The following is an 18,020-nucleotide window of genomic DNA, read 5'->3' as shown; positions in this document are numbered from 1 at the left end:
ATGGGCCTGAAGAATTATTTTGAGAAGATAGAGCATCACTTCACGCCGGGCGGCAAACTGGAAAAGTGGTACCCTCTGTATGAAGCGACTACCACGGTGTTTTACACCCCCGGCACGGTGACGCGCGGCGCTTCGCACGTGCGCGACGCCATCGATTTGAAACGCATGATGATCCTGGTGTGGCTGGCGGTGTTCCCGGCGATGTTCTGGGGCATGTACAACGTCGGCCAACAGGCGATCCCGGCGCTGCACCATCTGTACAGCGGCGACGAGCTGCAACAGGTGCTGGCGGGCGACTGGCATTATCGCCTGGCGCAGTGGCTCGGCGCCTCGCTGGCCGCCGACGCCGGCTGGGTCAGCAAGATGGTGCTGGGTGCCTGTTACTTCCTGCCGATCTACGCCGTGGTGTTTGTCGTCGGCGGCTTCTGGGAAGTGCTGTTCGCCATTATCCGCAAGCATGAGGTCAACGAAGGCTTCTTCGTCACCTCTATCCTGTTCGCGCTGATCGTGCCGCCGACCCTGCCGCTGTGGCAGGCTGCGCTGGGCATCACCTTCGGCGTGGTGGTGGCCAAAGAGATCTTCGGCGGCACCGGGCGCAACTTCCTCAACCCGGCGTTGGCCGGCCGCGCCTTCCTGTTCTTCGCCTATCCGGCGCAGATCTCCGGCGATCTGGTGTGGACTTCCGCGGACGGTTTCTCCGGCGCGACGCCGCTGGCGCAGTGGAGCGCAGGCGGGGCGCACAGCCTGAGCAACGTGGCTACCGGCCAGTCCATCAGCTGGATGGACGCCTTCCTCGGCAACATCCCTGGCTCCGTCGGTGAAGTCTCCACGCTGATGATCCTGATCGGCGGGGCGATTATCCTGTTCGGCCGCGTGGCTTCCTGGCGCATCGTCGCCGGCGTGATGCTCGGCATGGTGGCTTCCGCCCTGTTGTTCAACGCCATCGGTTCCGATACCAACCCGATGTTCGCCATGCCGTGGTACTGGCATCTGGTGCTGGGCGGTTTCGCCTTCGGCATGATCTTTATGGCGACCGACCCGGTTTCCGCCTCCTTCACCAACAAGGGGAAATGGTGGTACGGCATTCTGATCGGCGTGATGTGCGTGCTGATCCGGGTGGTCAACCCCGCCTATCCGGAAGGCATGATGCTGGCGATCCTGTTCGCCAACCTGTTCGCACCGCTGTTCGATTATCTGGTGGTGCAGGCCAACATCAAGCGGAGAAAAGCCCGTGGCGAATGAAGCGAAAAACGACGGCATCGGTAAAACGCTGCTGGTAGTGCTGCTGCTGTGTCTGGTGTGTTCAGTGGTGGTGGCGGGCTCCGCCGTCGGCCTGAAGTCCAAACAGCAGGAGCAAAAGCTGCTCGACAAGCAGCGCAATATTCTCGACGTAGCCGGCCTGTTGCAGCCGAAAATGGAGAGCGAGCAGGTCAAGCGCCTGTACAGCGAGCGCATCGAACCGCGCCTGGTGGATCTGAACAGCGGCGAGTTTGTCGCCGGCAAGGCGGCGGCGTTCGATCTGGGCGCCGCGCTGCGCGACGACGCCAAAAGCGTGGCGCTGGCGGCGGGCGACGATCCGGCCGGCATCAAGCGCCGCAGCAACCAGGCGGAAATCTACCTGGTGCGCGACGAAAGCGGCCAGGTGAACAAGATTGTGCTGCCGGTATACGGCACCGGTCTGTGGTCGATGATGTACGCCTTCGTGGCGCTGGATAATGACGGCAACACGGTCAAGGGCATCACCTACTACGACCAGGGGGAAACCCCGGGGCTGGGCGGCGAGGTCGAGAACCCGTCCTGGCGCCAGCAGTGGGTCGGCAAACAGCTGTTCGACGACAACGGCCAGCCGGCGATCCGCGTGGTGAAAGGCGGCGCGCGTCAGGGGGATGTGCATGGGGTGGACGGCCTGTCCGGTGCCACGCTGACCTCCAACGGCGTGCAGCATACGTTTGATTTCTGGTTGGGCGAGCACGGCTTCGGCCCGTTCCTGAAAAAAGTTCGTGAAGGAGCGCTGAAAAATGGCTGATTCCAAAGAGATAAAGCGGGTTCTGCTGGGGCCGCTGTTCGACAATAACCCGATCGCCCTGCAGGTGCTGGGCGTCTGTTCTGCGTTGGCGGTGACCACCAAGCTGGAGACGGCGGTGGTGATGACCATTGCGGTGACGCTGGTCACGGCGTTCTCCAGCTTCTTCATCTCGCTGATCCGTCACCATATTCCCAACAGCGTGCGCATCATCGTGCAGATGGCGATCATCGCCTCGCTGGTGATCGTGGTCGATCAGCTGCTGCGCGCCTACGCGTTCGAGATCTCCAAGCAGCTGTCGGTGTTCGTTGGACTCATTATCACCAACTGTATCGTGATGGGGCGCGCCGAGGCTTACGCCATGAAGTCGCCGCCGATCGAGAGCTTTATGGACGGCATCGGCAACGGGCTGGGCTACGGGGTGATCCTGGTGCTGGTCGGTTTCCTGCGCGAGCTGATTGGCTCCGGCAAGCTGTTCGGCGTCCCGGTGCTGGAAACGGTGCAGAACGGCGGCTGGTTCCAGCCGAACGGCCTGTTCCTGCTGGCGCCGAGCGCGTTCTTCATCATCGGCCTGCTGATCTGGGTGCTGCGCACCCTGAAGCCGGCGCAGATCGAAAAGGAGTAAAGGCCGATGGAACACTATATCAGCCTGTTTGTGCGCGCGGTGTTCGTCGAGAACATGGCGCTGGCGTTCTTCCTCGGGATGTGTACCTTCCTGGCGGTCTCGAAGAAGGTCTCGACCGCCTTTGGCCTGGGCATCGCGGTGACCATCGTGCTCGGCATTTCGGTGCCGGTGAACAACCTGGTCTACAACCTGATCCTGCGCGACGGCGCGCTGGTGGAAGGCGTCGATCTGAGCTTCCTCAACTTCATCACCTTCATCGGCGTGATCGCGGCGCTGGTGCAGATTTTGGAGATGATCCTCGATCGCTTCTTCCCGTCGCTGTATAACGCGCTCGGCATCTTCCTGCCGCTCATCACCGTGAACTGCGCCATCTTCGGCGGCGTGTCCTTCATGGTGCAGCGCGACTATAACTTCGCCGAATCGGTGGTGTACGGCTTCGGCTCCGGCACCGGCTGGATGCTGGCGATCGTCGCCATGGCGGGGATCCGCGAGAAACTCAAGTATGCCAACGTGCCGGCGGGGCTGCGCGGCCTGGGCATTACCTTTATCACCACCGGACTGATGGCGCTGGGCTTCATGTCCTTCTCCGGTGTTCAGTTGTAAAGGCGGGAAGAATTTATGGAAATTATTTTAGGCGTAGCAATGTTCACCACCATCGTGATGGTGCTGGTGTTGCTGATCCTGTTCGCCAAATCGAAGCTGGTGAACACCGGCGACATCGCGGTGGAGATCAACGGCGATCTGGATAAGAGCTTCCATGCGCCGGCGGGCGACAAGCTGCTCAACGTGCTCTCCAGCCAGGGGATCTTCGTCTCCTCGGCCTGCGGCGGCGGTGGTTCCTGCGGCCAGTGCCGGGTGGTGATCAAAGAGGGCGGCGGCGATATCCTGCCGACCGAGCTCTCGCACATCAACAAGCGCGAAGCGAAAGAGGGTTGCCGCCTGGCGTGCCAGGTGAACGTGAAGCAGAACCTGAAGATCGAGCTGCCGGAAGAGATCTTCGGCGTGAAGAAATGGGAGTGCGAGGTTATCTCCAACGATAACAAAGCCACCTTTATCAAAGAGCTGAAGCTGAAGATCCCGGATGGCGAAGACGTGCCGTTCCGCGCGGGCGGCTTCATCCAGATCGAAGCGCCGGCGCACGATATCAGCTACGCCGACTTCGACGTGCCGCAGGAGTATCGCGGCGACTGGGACAAGTTCAATCTGTTCCGCTACCGCTCGACGGTGAACGACACCACGGTGCGTGCCTACTCGATGGCCAACTACCCGGAAGAGAAGGGCATCATCATGCTCAACGTGCGTATCGCCACGCCGCCGCCGAACAACCCGGACGTGCCGCCGGGCATCATGTCTTCCTATATCTGGTCGCTGAAGGCGGGTGACAAGGTGACCATCTCCGGGCCGTTCGGTGAATTCTTCGCCAAGGAGACCGACGCCGAAATGATCTTCATCGGCGGCGGCGCGGGCATGGCGCCGATGCGTTCGCACATCTTCGATCAGCTCAAACGCCTGAACTCGAAGCGCAAGATCACTTTCTGGTACGGCGCGCGTTCGCTGCGCGAGATGTTCTATGAAGACGACTTCAACCAGCTGCAGGCGGAGAACGACAACTTCACCTGGCACGTGGCGCTGTCGGATCCGCAGCCGGAAGATAACTGGACCGGCTACACCGGCTTTATCCATAATGTTCTGCTGGAGAACTATCTGAGGAATCACCCGGCGCCGGAGGACTGCGAGTTTTACATGTGCGGGCCGCCGATGATGAACGCCGCGGTGATCAAGATGCTCAAAGATCTGGGCGTCGAAGACGAGAACATCATGCTGGATGACTTTGGTGGCTAAATGCGCGCATTGGCGATGAAGAACTGGCTGACGGGCGTGGCGCTGAGCGCCACCCTGCTGCTGACCGGCTGCGGGCCGGAACAGGTGGATCTGACGGGTAAAACCATGGGCACCTCGTATTCGATCCGTTACGTGGCCGGCGACGATACGCCGTCGGCGCGCGAGATGCAGGCGGAGATCGACAAACGGCTGGAACAGGTGAACGACCAGATGTCCACCTACCGGCCGGACTCCGAGCTGAGCCGCTTCAACGCCAGCCGCGATATTGACCGGCCGTTCCCGGTTTCGCCGGCGACCGCCAAGGTGGTGCGCGAAGCGCTGCGCATCAACCGCGTGACCGATGGCGCGCTGGACGTGACCGTCGGGCCGCTGGTCAACCTGTGGGGCTTCGGCCCGGAAGGGCGGCCGGATAAAGTGCCGAGCGAGGCGGAGCTGGCGCATCGCCGCGCCTGGACCGGCGCCGAAAAACTGTCGGTGCAGGGCAGCGCGCTGGTGAAAAGCATCCCCGAGCTGTATGTCGACCTGTCGTCGATCGCCAAAGGGTACGGCGTGGACGTGGTGGCGGAGTACCTGCAATCGCAACACGTGAAAGACTACATGGTGGATATCGGCGGTGAAGTTCGCACCCGCGGGCGCAACGGCGAGCAAAAGCCGTGGCGTATCGCCATCGAGCGTCCGACCGCCGGTACGCAGCAGCAGGCGCAGCTGGTGATCCAGCCGGGGGAGATGTCGATCGCCACCTCGGGTGACTATCGCAACTACTTCGAGCAGGACGGGGTGCGCTATTCGCATACCATCGATCCGATCACCGGCCGGCCGATCAACCACCGTTTGGTGTCGATCACCGTGCTGAGCCCGACCTGTATGACCGCCGACGGCCTGTCCACCGGCCTGAACGTGATGGGGCCGGAGCGCGGCATGGCGTTGGCCAATCTGCTCGGCATTCCGGTGTTCATGATCGTGAAAACCGCCGACGGGTTTGAGGAGCGCTATTCCGACGCGTTCAAACCCTACCTGAAAAAGCGTTCGTGAGGTTGCTATGTTGACGGTATTCGCCGCCACCTTCGTGTTATTCCTGCTGATCGTCGGCGGGATGTCTTTGGGTTACGTGTTCAAACGCAAAAGCCTGCAGGGCAGCTGCGGCGGCATCACCGCATTGGGGATGGAGAAAGTCTGCGACTGCCCGGAGCCTTGCGATGCGCGCAAAAAGCGCGAAGCCAAAGCGGCGCAGCGGCGCGAGCAGCTGGACAAGCACCGCATTCTGTAGCTGTAGCGAAAACCCGGCCTTGGCCGGGTTTTTTATTTGGGGGAGGTATTTGATTTTGAATAGGCCAGGTTGCCGAGTATACCACCCACGAAACAGCACAACACTAGGCCAATCGCCAGCAACTCGAAGTTAGCCGACATCTGATCCTCGCCCTCAACGTGGCCAATAATCCAGTCTGAGAGAAAGGGAAAAGCCAGGAGCATAAGGCCGATACCTATTATCGCACCGGCAATAATTGCTGCTATCCGTTTCATATCACCTGCCAGAACCAGACTTCTTTTGATTTAAAGAAATCGCTAAAACGCCCATCCCAAGAAAGCCCCCATTGAATACGAAAATAGCTCGATAGTGTGGTTAAACGAGAACCGTTCCACAGATCTATATGATCTCCCGAGCGATTGCGAAAATTTTCATTCCCTCGCTGCCAGTAATCTTTAAAAAAGATAATGCCGGTTTTGCCTTTCAGCACCCGTTCAAACTGGTTGGGTGTGACTTTTACCATGCGTCCTAGCCCCGGTATCGGTGTTCGTGCTAAGGCATTTGCCAGTTCTTCAGCACGCAAAATATGGCCCTCACTTTTCTTGTGTAACCAACAAAAGTTCACGCCTGACAATTTACTGACATCATACCCACAATGAACCAAAGCTGCACCGATGCGTATAGCACACTGATCATCAAAGGCTTTATCACCATGGACAGTGCGGCATGGATACTCATCCCCATTGATTTGAGGATGTTTTTCCCAAAGTTTGTTAAAAGTTATCGACATATAATTCCTTTTAAATCATTCCATTATTCTCTAGCCCTCCGATGCCATAGCATATGTTGATACCCGTAGAGCTATTTAGATGACTGGAGGTGCTATTTAGAAAAGTCTAAGAAAGACTGATTGTTGGCGTGTTTCCAAAGATGGCCAGATCCTAGAGTATTGTCGTCACTAATGGTGATGTTTTGTTCGAAAAATAGACGTTGATCGCATTATGAGAAGAGGATATTTATGCACCGAATATTATGTGGCTATACGTTTTATTTTTAATATATTTAATTGATAATAAATAAAATATTAATATTGATTGATCGTGAAATCCCGGAGAAATTCCCTTCATTGGGGAGCGTGAGTATCCTTATTTCCTCAGATTTTCTCCGGTGTTCTATTGTTATTTCGCCTTGCGGAAGCTTTTCGCCTCGGCCGGTGAGTTGACCATCACGCCGTCGGCGCCCAGCGCCAGCGCCTGCTGATATTCCTGCGGCGAGTTGACGCCGAACAGGATGATGTGCGCCGGGCCCTGCGAGCGGAAACAGTCCATCGACTCTTTATCCCAGGTGAGAAATGCCTTCGAACGTCCTTCGCCGAGGGTATATTTCTCCACCACTTCCACCTCGCGCTTCAGCTCCAGCCCGTACCAGCGCGGCTGGCGGTTGTCCGGTTTGACATCGCACTGGTGCGCCATGGTGACGTTGGCCAGCAGCGTGCGGGTCTCGTCGCGGCTTTCGAAGCGCGGGATGGCCGGCGGCAGCGCCTGCAGGTATTTGGCGTCGGTGGAGTAGACGCGGATGCGGTTCAGGCTGTCGGTGCTTTCCAGCGTCGCCAGCAGTGCCTGGCCAAACTGCGCCGGATCGGCGTCCGGGGATTTGATGTCCAGATAGAAAGTCACGCGCGGGAAGGCCTTCAACACCTCATCCAGCCGCGGAATGCCGATGCCCTGGCCGCGGAACGGGTGCGCATCCCCCTTGGCGAAAGCCCAGCCGGCGTCGATCTCGGCCAGCTGCGCGGCGGTATAGGCAGAGACCGGGCCCTGTCGGTTGGTCAACGTTTTCAGATCCGAAGGGCGATACAGCACGATGACGCCGTCTTTGGATTCTTGCAGGGTGATCCAGATGGCGTCGGCGCCGTTTTTCAACGCGGTTTCGATGGCGATGCGGGTGTTTTCCGGCGCATCGGCGGTGCCGCCGCGGTGGGCGACGATCGCCGGTGCGTGACCGGCGGAGGCGCTGGCCGCCAGCGCGCTCAGCGACAGCGCGGAAGCCAGCAGCAAATGAGAAAATCTGATCATGTAGGGTACCTTTTCGTTGTCGTTGTGGTGAGCCGCACGGGATGGCGGAAATCATACTATTGAAAAATTAAGCTTTTTTAACAACGCGGAAATATCTGGCGGAAACGGCGCTTTCGTCGAACCCTGCGGCCTTGAGCTTTCGGTATCTGACTGTATACTTATACAGTGTTACTGGAGGGTGCGATGCGTAAAATCATTCATGTCGATATGGACTGTTTCTTCGCGGCGGTGGAAATGCGCGACGATCCCAGCCTGCGCGATATCCCGCTGGCGATTGGCGGCAGCGCCGATCGGCGCGGGGTGATCAGCACCGCCAACTACCCGGCGCGGCGCTACGGCGTGCACAGCGCCATGTCCACGGCGATGGCGCTCAAGCTGTGCCCGCACCTCACCCTGCTGCCGGGGCGCATAGCGGCTTACAAAGAGGCCTCGCTGCATATCCGTGAAATCTTCGCCCGCTATACCCCGCTGATCGAGCCGCTGTCGCTCGATGAAGCCTACCTCGACGTGACCGACAGCCCGCAATGCAACGGTTCGGCGACGCTGATCGCCCAGGAGATCCGCCAGGCGATCGCCGACGAGCTGAACCTCACCGCGTCGGCCGGCGTCGCGCCTATCAAGTTTCTCGCCAAAATCGCCTCCGAGATGAACAAGCCGAACGGGCAGTACGTGATCACGCCGGCGCAGGTGCCGGCGTTTTTGCAACAGCTGCCGCTCAGCAAGATCCCCGGCGTCGGCAAGGTGACCGCCAAGCGCCTGGAAGAGGTGGGGCTTATCACCTGCGCCGACGTGCAGCAATACGATTTGGCGCAGCTGCTCAAGCGCTTCGGCAAGTTCGGCCGGGTGCTGTGGGAGCGGTGTCAGGGCATCGATCGGCGCGAAATCTCTCCTGAGCGGCTGCGCAAATCGGTGGGGGTGGAGCGCACGCTGGCGGAAGACATTCACGACTGGGAAGATTGCGAAACGCTGATTATCGACAAACTCTATCCCGAGCTGGAGATGCGGCTGCGCAAGGTGAAGCCGGATCTGCACATCGCCCGGCAGGGCGTGAAGCTGAAGTTTCAGGATTTTCAGCAAACCACCCAGGAGCACGTGTTCCCGGTGCTGAACCGGCAGGATTTGCTGGAGGTGGCGCGGCAGGCGTGGCGCGAGCGGCGCGAAGGGCGCGGCGTGCGGCTGGTGGGGCTGCACGTGACGCTGCTCGATCCGCAGTTGGAGCGGCAGCTGGCGCTGCCTTGGGAATAAAAAAGCCGGCAAGTCGCCAGCTTTTTGCGTTAAGCGCGCGGCTTATGCGCGCTCAGGGATCGCTTTCAGCAGCGAGGTCAGCAGCTTCCAGTACAAACCGACGCTTTCGATATGCACCTGCTCATCCGGCGAGTGCGGGCCGGTGATGGTTGGCCCGATCGATACCATGTCCATGTTTGGATACGGCTTTTTGAACAGACCGCATTCCAGACCGGCGTGGATCACCATGATGTTCGGCGTCTTGTCGAACAGCTCCTGATACAGCTCGCGCACCAGGTGCATCACCGGCGAGTCGGCGTCCGGCTGCCAGCCCGGGTAGCCGCCCTTCGGCGCCACCTTGGCGCCGGCCAGCTGGCCCAGCGCGGTCAGCATCTCGACCACGTAGTCTTTGCCGCTGTCGATCAGCGAGCGGATCAGGCAGATGATTTCCGCTTCGTTTTCGCTGGTGGTGACCACACCGACGTTCAGCGAGGTTTCCACCACGCCTTTTACCGCGTCGCTCATGCGGATCACGCCGTTCGGCGTACCGTTCAGCAGCGCCAGGAAGCGCTGCTGGCTGTCGGCGCTCAGCGCCTGCGAAGCGCTGGTGGTCGGCTCCAGCAGCACGGTGATGTTCTTCTCTTTGGCGGAGAGTTCGTTCTGCAGCACGGCCAGGAACTCCTGGCTCAGCGCTTTCAGCGCGTCGGCCTTGTCCGCCGGCACCGCAACCACCGCAGAGGCTTCACGCGGGATGGCGTTGCGCAGGGTGCCGCCGTTCAGATCCAGCACGCGCAGGTTCAGCGCCGCCGCATGGGCGAACAGGAAGCGCGCCAGCAGCTTGTTGGCGTTGCCCAGACCGACGTGGATCTCGGCGCCGGAGTGGCCGCCTTTCAGGCCCTTGAGGGTCAGCTTCAGGGTTTGATAACCGGCCGGCACCGCTTCGCGCTGCAGCGGCAGGGTAGTGATGAAGTCGATACCGCCGGCGCAACCCATGTAGATTTCGCCTTCTTCTTCGGAGTCGGTATTGATCAGGATATCCGCCTGCAGCCAGTTCGGCTGCAGCCCGAAGGCGCCGTCCATGCCGGCCTCTTCGGTCATGGTCAGCAGCACTTCCAGCGGGCCGTGCTCAACGCTGTCGTCGGCCAGCACCGCCAGGGCGGAGGCCATGCCGATGCCATTGTCGGCGCCCAGCGTGGTGCCGCGCGCTTTCACCCACTCGCCGGCGATATAAGGCTGGATCGGATCCTTGGCAAAGTCGTGCACGGTGTCGTTATTCTTTTGCGGCACCATGTCCAGGTGCGCCTGCAGCGCGACCGGCTTGCGATTTTCCATGCCTTTGGTGGCCGGCTTGCGCAGCAGGATATTGCCGACCCGATCGCGCTCGGCGTGCAGGTTCTTTTCTTTGGCCCAGGTGAGGATGTGCTGCGCCAGCGCTTCTTCATGATAAGAAGGGTGGGGGATAGAACAGATCTTGGCGAAAATATCCCACAGCGGCTGTGGCGAAAGCTGAGACAATTCAGACACTATAAGTCTCCTGTGACGGCAGGCTCCGACAGGACGGGCGTGCCGCGCGGTTAAGGTGAGCGGGTATCTGTGCGTCGTGGCACGATCACCAGAGAATATCACTTTATTTCCGGCGGTGCGCGCACCGTATTGTGCGGTTTAAGCGCTTGATCACACGGCTTCGCTGCGGGAACGTTCGCTTTTTCAGCATCAATCACCGAAAAGCCGCACGGCGGAAATCGCGAGGTTTTCCTCGGTACAACTGGAATTCAACGCGGTCAGTCTCTATAATCTCGCGCAACCTTTTTTCCCCTGAACTATAAAGTAAGCCGCTTCACCAGCCGGCTGGGACACGATTCTATGAGCGAAAAATACGTTGTTACCTGGGATATGCTGCAAATGCACGCACGCAAGCTGGCGCACCGCCTGCTGCCTGCCGACAAATGGACGGGCATCATTGCCGTAAGCCGCGGCGGCCTGGTGCCGGCGGCTCTGCTGGCGCGCGAACTGGGCATCCGCCATGTGGATACCGTCTGCATTTCCAGCTACGACCATGACAACCAACGCGAAATGAAAGTGCTCAAGCGCGCCGAAGGCGACGGTGAAGGCTTCATCGTGGTGGATGATTTGGTGGATACCGGCGGCACTGCGAAAGCGATCCGCGATATGTACCCGAAAGCGCATTTCGTCACCATCTTCGCCAAACCGGCGGGCCGTCCGCTGGTGGACGACTACGTGGTCGACATCCCGCAGGACACCTGGATCGAACAGCCGTGGGATATGGGCGTCAGCTTCGTTCCACCGATCGGCGGCCGCTAAGCCCAGCCAGTTCCAAGCAAACGCCCGGTTATGCCGGGCGTTTGCGTTATTTTGGTTTCTCCCGCCAGAGTTAGGTACACTACCTCCAGTTAAGTAGGCCTTTTGCGGCCTATCGCCAGATTTACGGAGGCTGTTGTTACCATGGCACAGGCCAACCTTTCTGAAATTCTTTTCAAGCCCAAATTCAAACACCCTGAAACCTCGACGCTGGTGCTGCGCGCGCGCAACAATGTGAGCGCCGCCATGCATTCCGCATTGGAAGGTGACACTACCGGCAGCTGGTACCGCATGCTGAATCCGCTGCTGTGGGCCTGGCGTGGCGTCAGCCCGATCGAAATCCACGAAGTGCTGGCGCGCATCGCCGCCTCGGACGCCGAACGCAGCAATCCGCAGCGGCTGGATACCGTGGTGGGCTACCGCAACGGCAACTGGATCTACGAGTGGATCCATCAGGGCATGCAGTGGCAGCAGCGGGCGACGGAGCAGCAGGATCCGCTGCTCGGCGGCCAATACTGGCTGAAGGCCGCGAGCCTGTACAGTATCGCCGGTTACCCGCACCTGAAGGGCGACGAGCTGGCCGAACAGGCGGAGATGCTCGCCAACCGCGCGTACGAAGAGGCGGCGCTGCTGCTGCCGTATCAGTTGAAAGAGCTGGAGTTCCGCATCGAAGGCGGCGCCAGCGTCACCGGCTTCCTGCACATGCCGGAGAAGGGCGAAGCGCCGTTCCCGACGGTGCTGATGTGCGGCAGCCTCGATACGCTGCAGACCGACTATCATCGCCTGTTCCGCGACTACCTGGCGCCGCACGGCATCGCCATGCTGACGCTCGACATGCCGTCGATCGGCTCCTCCTGCAAATGGAAGCTGACGCAGGATTCCAGCTACCTGCACCAGCAGGTGCTGATCCAGCTGGCCTCGGTGCCGTGGGTGGATCATCAGCGGGTGAGCGCCTTCGGCTTCCGCTTCGGCGCCAACGTGGCGGTGCGGCTGGCCTACCTGGAGCCGCAGCGGCTGCGCGGCGTAGCCTGCCTGGGGCCGGTAGTGCATCGCCTGCTGTGCGACAGCAGCACCCAACTGAACGTACCGGACATGTATATGGACGTGCTGGCCAGCCGCATGGGCATGGCCAACGCCTCGGACAACGTGCTGAAGGTGGAGCTGAACAGCTACTCGCTGAAAATGCAGGGGCTGCTGGGGCGCCGCTGCCCGACGCCGATGATCTCCGGCTACTGGGAGCGCGATACGCTCAGCCCGAAAGAGGAGTCGCAGCTGATCGTCACCTCCTCGGTGAGCGGCAAGCTGGTCGCCATCCCGCGCACCCCGGTTTACGACAGTTTCCACCGGGCGCTGCTGCAAATGTCCGGCTGGCTGAAGGACAAAATGCGTTAATTAGTTGCTAAATTTTAACAGTTTGTTAAAAAGAGTGGTCTACATTGAGGAGGTTAGAGAATGACGTTACCGAGTGGTCACCCTAAAAGCCGACTAATGAAACGTTTTGCCAGCTTGGGGCCGTACCTGCGTGAAGGGCAATGTGAAAACGACCGTTTTTTCTTTGATTGTTTGGCCGTCTGCGTCAATGTAAAGCCCGCTCCGGAGAAGCGCGAGTTCTGGGGCTGGTGGATGGAGCTGCAGGCGGAAGAGGCGCGCTTCACCTATTCGTACCAATTCGGCCTGTTCGACAAAGAAGGCGACTGGACGGCGCAAAACATTAAGGATGATGAAGTGAACGCCAAGCTGGAAGACACCCTGCGCGACTTCCATCGCCGCCTGGGCGAGCTGCTGGCGACCATGGAACTGGGGCTGGAACCCGCCGACGATTTCAAAGAAAAACTGATCAAACTCTCCGCCTGACCCCGTTTGACCACGTATTGTGCTGATTTCGCGTTGTGCCTGTTGGCATAACGCGTCTCTCCTGTTACAAAGACCTTTGCACTCTTCTTCTCATCATTACACACGGCAGAAATACTATGAACGGCAGCCAGACATTGGTTGTGAAATTGGGCACCAGCGTGTTGACCGGCGGATCGCTGCGTCTGAACCGCGCCCACATCGTCGAATTGGTGCGCCAGTGCGCGCAGCAACACGCCGCGGGCCACCGCATCGTCATCGTCACCTCCGGCGCCATCGCCGCCGGGCGCGAACACCTGGGCTACCCCGAGCTGCCCGCCACTATCGCTTCCAAGCAGCTGCTGGCGGCGGTGGGGCAGAGCCGCCTGATCCAGCTATGGGAACAGCTGTTTTCCATTTACGGCATCCACGTCGGGCAGATGCTGCTGACGCGCGCCGATCTGGAAGACCGCGAGCGCTTCCTCAACGCGCGCGATACCATGACGGCGCTGCTGGACAACCGCATCGTGCCGGTAATCAATGAGAACGACGCCGTCGCCACCGCCGAAATCAAGGTGGGCGACAACGATAACCTGTCGGCGCTGGCGGCCATTCTGGCCGGGGCCGACAAACTGCTGCTGCTGACCGATCAGCAGGGCCTCTACACCGCCGATCCGCGCAACAACCCGCAGGCCGAACTGATCCGTGAAGTGCACGGCATCGATGACGCGCTGCGCGCCATCGCCGGCGACAGCGTCTCCGGCCTGGGCACAGGCGGCATGGGAACCAAGCTGCAGGCGGCCGACGTGGCCTGCCGCGCCGGCATCGACGTGGTGATCGCCGCGGGCAGTAAACCGGGCGTGGTGGCGGACGTGATCGAAGGCAAACCGGTGGGCACCCGTTTCCACGCGCTGGAAACCCCGCTGGAAAACCGCAAACGCTGGATCTTTGGCGCGCCGCCGGCCGGCGAGATCACCGTCGACGATGGCGCGGTGGAAGCGATGATGGCACGCGGCAGTTCGCTGCTGCCGAAGGGCATTCGCGATGTGAAGGGCGACTTCTCGCGCGGCGAAGTGATCCGCATCCGCAACCTGGCGGGGCGCGATCTGGCGCACGGCGTCAGCCGCTACAACAGCGACGCGATGCGCATGATCGCCGGGCACCACTCGCAGGAAATCAGCGAAATCCTCGGTTATGAATACGGTCCGGTGGCAGTGCACCGCGACGATATGATTGTCAGTTAAGGAGTGAGCATGCTGGAGCAGATGGGGAAGGCCGCCAAGCAGGCCTCCTGGCAGCTGGCGGTGCTGAGCACGGCGAAGAAGAATCAGGTGCTGTCGGTGATGGCCGACAGGCTGGAGGCCAACAGCGAAGCGATCCTGCTGGCGAACGAACAAGATATGGCGCAGGCGCGCGCCACCGGCATGAGCGAAGCGCTGCTCGATCGCCTGCTGCTGACCCCGGCGCGGCTGGCGGCGATCGCCAACGACGTGCGCCAGGTGTGCCGCCTGAACGATCCGGTCGGCCACGTGCTGGACGGCAACCTGCTGGACAGCGGGCTGAAGCTGGAGCGCCGCCGGGTGCCGCTCGGCGTGATCGGCGTGATTTACGAGGCGCGGCCGAACGTCACCATCGACGTCGCCAGCCTGTGCCTGAAAACCGGCAACGCGGTGATCCTGCGCGGCGGTAAAGAGACGCATAACACCAACCAGGCAACGGTGAAAGTGATCCAGCAGGCGCTGGAACAGTGCGGCCTGCCGGCGGCGGCGGTACAGGCGATCGACAGCCCGGATCGCGCGCTGGTGAACGAGCTGCTGCGCCTGGATCGCTATGTCGACATGCTGATCCCGCGCGGCGGCGCCGGCCTGCACAAGCTGTGCCGCGAGCAATCGACCATCCCGGTGATCACCGGCGGCATCGGCGTGTGCCACACCTACGTGGATGCCGATGTCGATTTCGACAAGGCGCTGACGGTGATTGAAAACGCCAAGATCCAGCGCCCGAGCGCCTGTAACTCGCTGGAAACGCTGCTGGTGAACCGCAGCATCGCCGCCGAGTTCCTGCCGGCGCTGAGCGCCAAAATGGCGGCGGCGGGCGTGACGCTGCACGCGGCGGAAAACGCGCTGCCGCTGCTGCAGGGCGGCCCGGCGACGGTGGTGCCGGTGAACGCGGAGGATTACGACGACGAATGGCTGTCGCTGGATCTGAACGTGTTGCTGGTGGACGATATCGATCAGGCCATCGACCACATCCGCACCCACGGCACCAACCATTCCGACGCGATCCTCACCCGCTCGCTGAGCAGCGCCGAGCACTTCGTGCGCGCGGTGGACTCTTCGGCGGTGTACGTCAATGCCAGCACCCGCTTCACCGACGGCGGCCAGTTCGGCCTGGGCGCGGAAGTGGCGGTGAGTACCCAGAAACTGCACGCCCGCGGCCCGATGGGCCTGGACGCGCTGACCACCTACAAGTGGATTGGCTACGGCGACGATCTGGTGCGCAGCTAAGGCCGGATTGCGGTCATAAAGACGTCAGGGCGCAGCGTGCTGCGCCCTGAGTGTTTTTGGGGGGCACGGCAGTATCACTGCTTGCAAAACAACCAAACGCCCCAGCGGCTATTGACTCATTTCGCGCGCAGGTCTACCTTGTTCAACGCACTTCCGGCTTGCCCCGCAGGCCCGGCGCGATGCCGATATAGCTCAGTTGGTAGAGCAGCGCATTCGTAATGCGAAGGTCGTAGGTTCGACTCCTATTATCGGCACCAATTAAATCAAGTAGTTATAAGTTCGTCTTTCCATAAAATGTCACTAAGCCCTTTCTCGCGTACTTACCGGCGTACTTGTTTATCACAATCTAGCCTCTTGCTATGACCTTCACTTGTAGTTTGACTTCTGGCAGAAGTGTGGTTGTTGCACAAAGTGAGCATATAATCAGAATTTCATTACCGATAGTTTTGGCGTTTACATGAAAAGGGTCGCCTGGTTAATTGCATTGGACGCCTCAAGTCCGCACCATAAAGTTCGGGTCAATTTTGGCATCTTAATGAAAGCGTAAAGGTTGCGCTAATCATAAACGTAGTACTATGGTATTGTTGGTGGCTGTAACCTTTGTAAGTATGATTCGTAGTGTAGAAAATAGTTTTAATTATGGACGGATAACTCGATGGAGAGAATGAATAATTAGCATGCTAATCTAATTTTATTTTTCTATTTAATGCTTAAAATTTTTTGTAATATGCTCCTGATTATTCTTTTAGGTACAAATGGATTTTTTCGATTGTTAATACATATGATATCAAACTTCAAAGACGTTTCAGGCTAAGGGGGGAGGATGCAATATAACGGTGGTGACTTGATTGATAACCGATTTTTTGTTACAGGGATTTGTAGTGATAGTGGCGGCATGGGAGGTATTCTGCATGTTAATGATACCATGAATATTATTAATTCTCCTATTGTATTAAAATATTGTAAGGTTGATGATGAAGAGTATATAAAAAGATTTAAGAGGGAGGTGCGATTATTATCTTCTTTTTCTAATAATGGGCGTGTCATTCAGGTATTATATGGGAACATGGATTCGGTTCCACCTTATTTTGTTATGCCTTATTATGAGAGAGGGGATTTAACGAGGTTTTCGGAAAGTATTAAATCAAATTATGGGATACAGGAGTTTGTTTTTAACTCAATGATAGATGCTATCTCCGAATTACATAATAAGAGCATTCTTCATCGGGATATTAAACCTCAAAATTTTTTGGTTGATCATCAAGGGCAGGTTATAGTGTCCGACTTTGGGCTTGGAATGGAACCTGAGTCGATATCAAGGTTTACGAGTTCAGGTATGTTTTGGGGTACTAGGGGTTATCTTCCGCCTGAATTCTCCGATGAAGGATTCAAACATGCGACGATTCCTGCGGATATATTTATGTTAGGGAAAAGTTTTTATAATTTGTTAACCGGTCGCGATCCTGGCTATCTAATAGATAATGTAGTTCATCCGTCATTGTTTTATGTTATTAATCGTTGCTGTGAAATGGATCCTCAGAGGCGCTTTCAAAGCTTAGCTGAACTTAAACAAGCATTGACCTTGGCTTATGACGTTGTTCTAAGCAGAGGTGGAAAAACGGCAGAAGCATTTCAAATGTATGATGCTATTATCGGCAGGCTAACATCTGAAAATAAATTTGATCCAAAACAGATATCTGATTTTTTAGTTATTTTACCTTCAATAGATGGTGCTGATCAAAATAAAATTTGTAGCTCGATTAGATCTAACTTTATGAAAGTACTTTCTATTCATGACTTTAATTTTTATATGCATGATTTCCTGCGAGTGTATCAAAGTATGGTGGATGGTTATAATTATTCATTTGAATTCGCAGAAGTTATTTCATCGAATATGAAAGTTTTATTTGACTCTGCCATTGTAAGTAATATTCATAAAGGTAAGGCTTTAGATATTGCAATTGATTCTGCGACTTATATGAATAGGTTCGCAGCAATGGATACGTGTAAAGAAATGATCAGATCTGTTGTTGATGAGGCATTAGGTAGTGTTATTGCGAGTATCTTGCAATCAAGAAATGATACATTTATATCTGATATTGAACCTTCCGAATGCAAAAATAAAAGTATATCAACAGTTATATATGCGATAAAGAAAAATATTAACCCTCTAAACGGAGTTGCTCTTTAAATTATAAAAATAACGCTCATTGAATGTGAGCGTTATTTTTATTGTAAACCTTAAACCACCTGCTAAGGAGGTGGTGATTGAACCTGTGAGGCTCTAGCCTGAAGGAAACCCATGCCGGAATATTCCAGCCTACTCACC

Annotated in this window: 18 protein-coding genes and 1 tRNA gene; 15 read left to right on the top strand and 4 right to left on the bottom strand. The window is 57.8% G+C overall.

Translation table 11 applies throughout. The annotated features are described in order from the left end of the window. Genes ACJ8HN_RS13460 through nqrM form a run of 7 tightly spaced genes read left to right on the top strand, consistent with a single transcriptional unit; the run spans position 1 to position 5,757 of the window. Entirely contained in the window at positions 1-1,242 is a 1,242-nt protein-coding gene (locus ACJ8HN_RS13460; RefSeq protein ID WP_033637208.1) for an NADH:ubiquinone reductase (Na(+)-transporting) subunit B, read from the top strand. Next, on the top strand, positions 1,232-2,026 hold the full coding sequence (locus tag ACJ8HN_RS13455; protein ID WP_015376731.1) for a Na(+)-translocating NADH-quinone reductase subunit C: 795 nt from the start codon (positions 1,232-1,234) through the stop codon (positions 2,024-2,026). The genes ACJ8HN_RS13460 and ACJ8HN_RS13455 overlap by 11 nt, the downstream gene beginning before the upstream one ends. Continuing rightward, the gene (locus tag ACJ8HN_RS13450) at positions 2,019-2,648 is read left to right on the top strand and encodes an NADH:ubiquinone reductase (Na(+)-transporting) subunit D (protein ID WP_033653338.1); all 630 of its coding nucleotides are present in this window, start codon (positions 2,019-2,021) and stop codon (positions 2,646-2,648) included. Before ACJ8HN_RS13455 ends, ACJ8HN_RS13450 begins: the two co-directional genes overlap by 8 nt. A 6-nt stretch (positions 2,649-2,654) precedes the next feature. Then, positions 2,655-3,251, top strand: coding sequence for an NADH:ubiquinone reductase (Na(+)-transporting) subunit E (nqrE, locus tag ACJ8HN_RS13445; RefSeq protein WP_004930235.1), 597 nt, complete (start codon positions 2,655-2,657; stop codon positions 3,249-3,251). 15 nt (positions 3,252-3,266) lie between these two features. Then, positions 3,267-4,490 (top strand): NADH:ubiquinone reductase (Na(+)-transporting) subunit F, encoded by a 1,224-nt coding sequence (gene nqrF, locus ACJ8HN_RS13440; protein ID WP_033637209.1) that lies wholly within the window; start codon positions 3,267-3,269, stop codon positions 4,488-4,490. Next, the gene (locus ACJ8HN_RS13435) at positions 4,491-5,522 is read left to right on the top strand and encodes an FAD:protein FMN transferase (protein ID WP_442523527.1); all 1,032 of its coding nucleotides are present in this window, start codon (positions 4,491-4,493) and stop codon (positions 5,520-5,522) included. A gap of 7 nt (positions 5,523-5,529) precedes the next feature. Further along, a complete protein-coding gene (gene nqrM / locus ACJ8HN_RS13430; protein WP_004930244.1) occupies positions 5,530-5,757 on the top strand; it encodes a (Na+)-NQR maturation NqrM in 228 nt (75 codons plus the stop codon). Positions 5,758-5,789: 32 nt separating this feature from the next. Here the strand turns inward: nqrM and ACJ8HN_RS13425 are convergent, their stop codons facing one another. The 3 genes from ACJ8HN_RS13425 to ACJ8HN_RS13415 form a co-directional block, all read right to left on the bottom strand. After that, positions 5,790-6,011, bottom strand: a complete 222-nt coding sequence (locus ACJ8HN_RS13425; RefSeq protein ID WP_049196489.1) for a hypothetical protein — start codon at positions 6,009-6,011, stop codon at positions 5,790-5,792. Next, positions 6,008-6,526, bottom strand: a complete 519-nt coding sequence (locus ACJ8HN_RS13420; protein ID WP_072265219.1) for a type VI secretion system amidase effector protein Tae4 — start codon at positions 6,524-6,526, stop codon at positions 6,008-6,010. The genes ACJ8HN_RS13425 and ACJ8HN_RS13420 overlap by 4 nt, the downstream gene beginning before the upstream one ends. A 388-nt stretch (positions 6,527-6,914) precedes the next feature. Then, positions 6,915-7,811 carry a glycerophosphodiester phosphodiesterase family protein gene (locus ACJ8HN_RS13415; RefSeq protein ID WP_442523526.1) on the bottom strand — a complete coding sequence of 299 codons (897 nt, stop codon included), beginning with the start codon at positions 7,809-7,811 and terminating at the stop codon, positions 6,915-6,917. Between the two features lie 183 nt (positions 7,812-7,994). Here ACJ8HN_RS13415 and dinB point away from each other — a divergent pair, with 183 nt between their 5' ends. Then, positions 7,995-9,056: a DNA polymerase IV gene (gene dinB, locus ACJ8HN_RS13410; protein ID WP_033653334.1), complete on the top strand. Its 1,062-nt coding sequence runs from the start codon at positions 7,995-7,997 to the stop codon at positions 9,054-9,056. Positions 9,057-9,098: 42 nt separating this feature from the next. Here the strand turns inward: dinB and pepD are convergent, their stop codons facing one another. Then, complete coding sequence (gene pepD, locus ACJ8HN_RS13405) at positions 9,099-10,559, bottom strand: beta-Ala-His dipeptidase (RefSeq protein WP_033649935.1); 1,461 nt, start codon at positions 10,557-10,559, stop codon at positions 9,099-9,101. 339 nt (positions 10,560-10,898) lie between these two features. Here pepD and gpt point away from each other — a divergent pair, with 339 nt between their 5' ends. From gpt to ACJ8HN_RS13370, 7 genes are all read left to right on the top strand, one after another. Beyond that, the gene (gene gpt / locus ACJ8HN_RS13400) at positions 10,899-11,357 is read left to right on the top strand and encodes a xanthine phosphoribosyltransferase (protein WP_033637215.1); all 459 of its coding nucleotides are present in this window, start codon (positions 10,899-10,901) and stop codon (positions 11,355-11,357) included. 141 nt (positions 11,358-11,498) lie between these two features. Next, complete coding sequence (frsA, locus tag ACJ8HN_RS13395) at positions 11,499-12,746, top strand: esterase FrsA (protein WP_033649936.1); 1,248 nt, start codon at positions 11,499-11,501, stop codon at positions 12,744-12,746. A gap of 60 nt (positions 12,747-12,806) precedes the next feature. Beyond that, positions 12,807-13,208 carry a sigma factor-binding protein Crl gene (gene crl, locus ACJ8HN_RS13390; protein ID WP_004930258.1) on the top strand — a complete coding sequence of 134 codons (402 nt, stop codon included), beginning with the start codon at positions 12,807-12,809 and terminating at the stop codon, positions 13,206-13,208. Positions 13,209-13,324: 116 nt separating this feature from the next. Next, positions 13,325-14,428 (top strand): glutamate 5-kinase, encoded by a 1,104-nt coding sequence (gene proB / locus ACJ8HN_RS13385; RefSeq protein WP_033637217.1) that lies wholly within the window; start codon positions 13,325-13,327, stop codon positions 14,426-14,428. A gap of 9 nt (positions 14,429-14,437) precedes the next feature. After that, on the top strand, positions 14,438-15,691 hold the full coding sequence (gene proA, locus ACJ8HN_RS13380) for a glutamate-5-semialdehyde dehydrogenase (protein ID WP_015376739.1): 1,254 nt from the start codon (positions 14,438-14,440) through the stop codon (positions 15,689-15,691). A 181-nt stretch (positions 15,692-15,872) separates the two neighbouring features. Beyond that, positions 15,873-15,948: transfer RNA gene (locus tag ACJ8HN_RS13375), tRNA-Thr, on the top strand. Positions 15,949-16,514: 566 nt separating this feature from the next. After that, positions 16,515-17,882 carry a serine/threonine-protein kinase gene (locus tag ACJ8HN_RS13370; RefSeq protein WP_103829823.1) on the top strand — a complete coding sequence of 456 codons (1,368 nt, stop codon included), beginning with the start codon at positions 16,515-16,517 and terminating at the stop codon, positions 17,880-17,882. Positions 17,883-18,020 lie beyond the last annotated feature (138 nt).

It is taken from the genome of Serratia sp. CY29653 (genome assembly GCF_052169255.1).
In the GTDB taxonomy this organism is placed as follows: Bacteria; Pseudomonadota; Gammaproteobacteria; order Enterobacterales; family Enterobacteriaceae; genus Serratia; species Serratia sarumanii.
The sequence above is the reverse complement of the archived record's forward strand: the minus strand, read 5'-3'. Positions and strand labels throughout refer to the sequence as shown.

What these genes read in the sequence shown, in the direction of transcription:
- dinB (WP_033653334.1), top strand. Translation starts at nt 7,995, where the DNA reads ATGCGTAAAATCATTCATGTCGATATGGACTGTTTCTTCGCGGCGGTG.
- frsA (WP_033649936.1), top strand. Translation starts at nt 11,499, where the DNA reads ATGGCACAGGCCAACCTTTCTGAAATTCTTTTCAAGCCCAAATTCAAA.
- ACJ8HN_RS13450 (WP_033653338.1), top strand. Translation starts at nt 2,019, where the DNA reads ATGGCTGATTCCAAAGAGATAAAGCGGGTTCTGCTGGGGCCGCTGTTC.
- crl (WP_004930258.1), top strand. Translation starts at nt 12,807, where the DNA reads ATGACGTTACCGAGTGGTCACCCTAAAAGCCGACTAATGAAACGTTTT.
- proB (WP_033637217.1), top strand. Translation starts at nt 13,325, where the DNA reads ATGAACGGCAGCCAGACATTGGTTGTGAAATTGGGCACCAGCGTGTTG.
- ACJ8HN_RS13435 (WP_442523527.1), top strand. Translation starts at nt 4,491, where the DNA reads ATGCGCGCATTGGCGATGAAGAACTGGCTGACGGGCGTGGCGCTGAGC.
- proA (WP_015376739.1), top strand. Translation starts at nt 14,438, where the DNA reads ATGCTGGAGCAGATGGGGAAGGCCGCCAAGCAGGCCTCCTGGCAGCTG.
- nqrE (WP_004930235.1), top strand. Translation starts at nt 2,655, where the DNA reads ATGGAACACTATATCAGCCTGTTTGTGCGCGCGGTGTTCGTCGAGAAC.
- ACJ8HN_RS13415 (WP_442523526.1), bottom strand. Translation starts at nt 7,811, where the DNA reads ATGATCAGATTTTCTCATTTGCTGCTGGCTTCCGCGCTGTCGCTGAGC.
- nqrF (WP_033637209.1), top strand. Translation starts at nt 3,267, where the DNA reads ATGGAAATTATTTTAGGCGTAGCAATGTTCACCACCATCGTGATGGTG.
- ACJ8HN_RS13370 (WP_103829823.1), top strand. Translation starts at nt 16,515, where the DNA reads ATGCAATATAACGGTGGTGACTTGATTGATAACCGATTTTTTGTTACA.
- nqrM (WP_004930244.1), top strand. Translation starts at nt 5,530, where the DNA reads ATGTTGACGGTATTCGCCGCCACCTTCGTGTTATTCCTGCTGATCGTC.
- gpt (WP_033637215.1), top strand. Translation starts at nt 10,899, where the DNA reads ATGAGCGAAAAATACGTTGTTACCTGGGATATGCTGCAAATGCACGCA.
- ACJ8HN_RS13420 (WP_072265219.1), bottom strand. Translation starts at nt 6,526, where the DNA reads ATGTCGATAACTTTTAACAAACTTTGGGAAAAACATCCTCAAATCAAT.
- ACJ8HN_RS13460 (WP_033637208.1), top strand. Translation starts at nt 1, where the DNA reads ATGGGCCTGAAGAATTATTTTGAGAAGATAGAGCATCACTTCACGCCG.
- ACJ8HN_RS13425 (WP_049196489.1), bottom strand. Translation starts at nt 6,011, where the DNA reads ATGAAACGGATAGCAGCAATTATTGCCGGTGCGATAATAGGTATCGGC.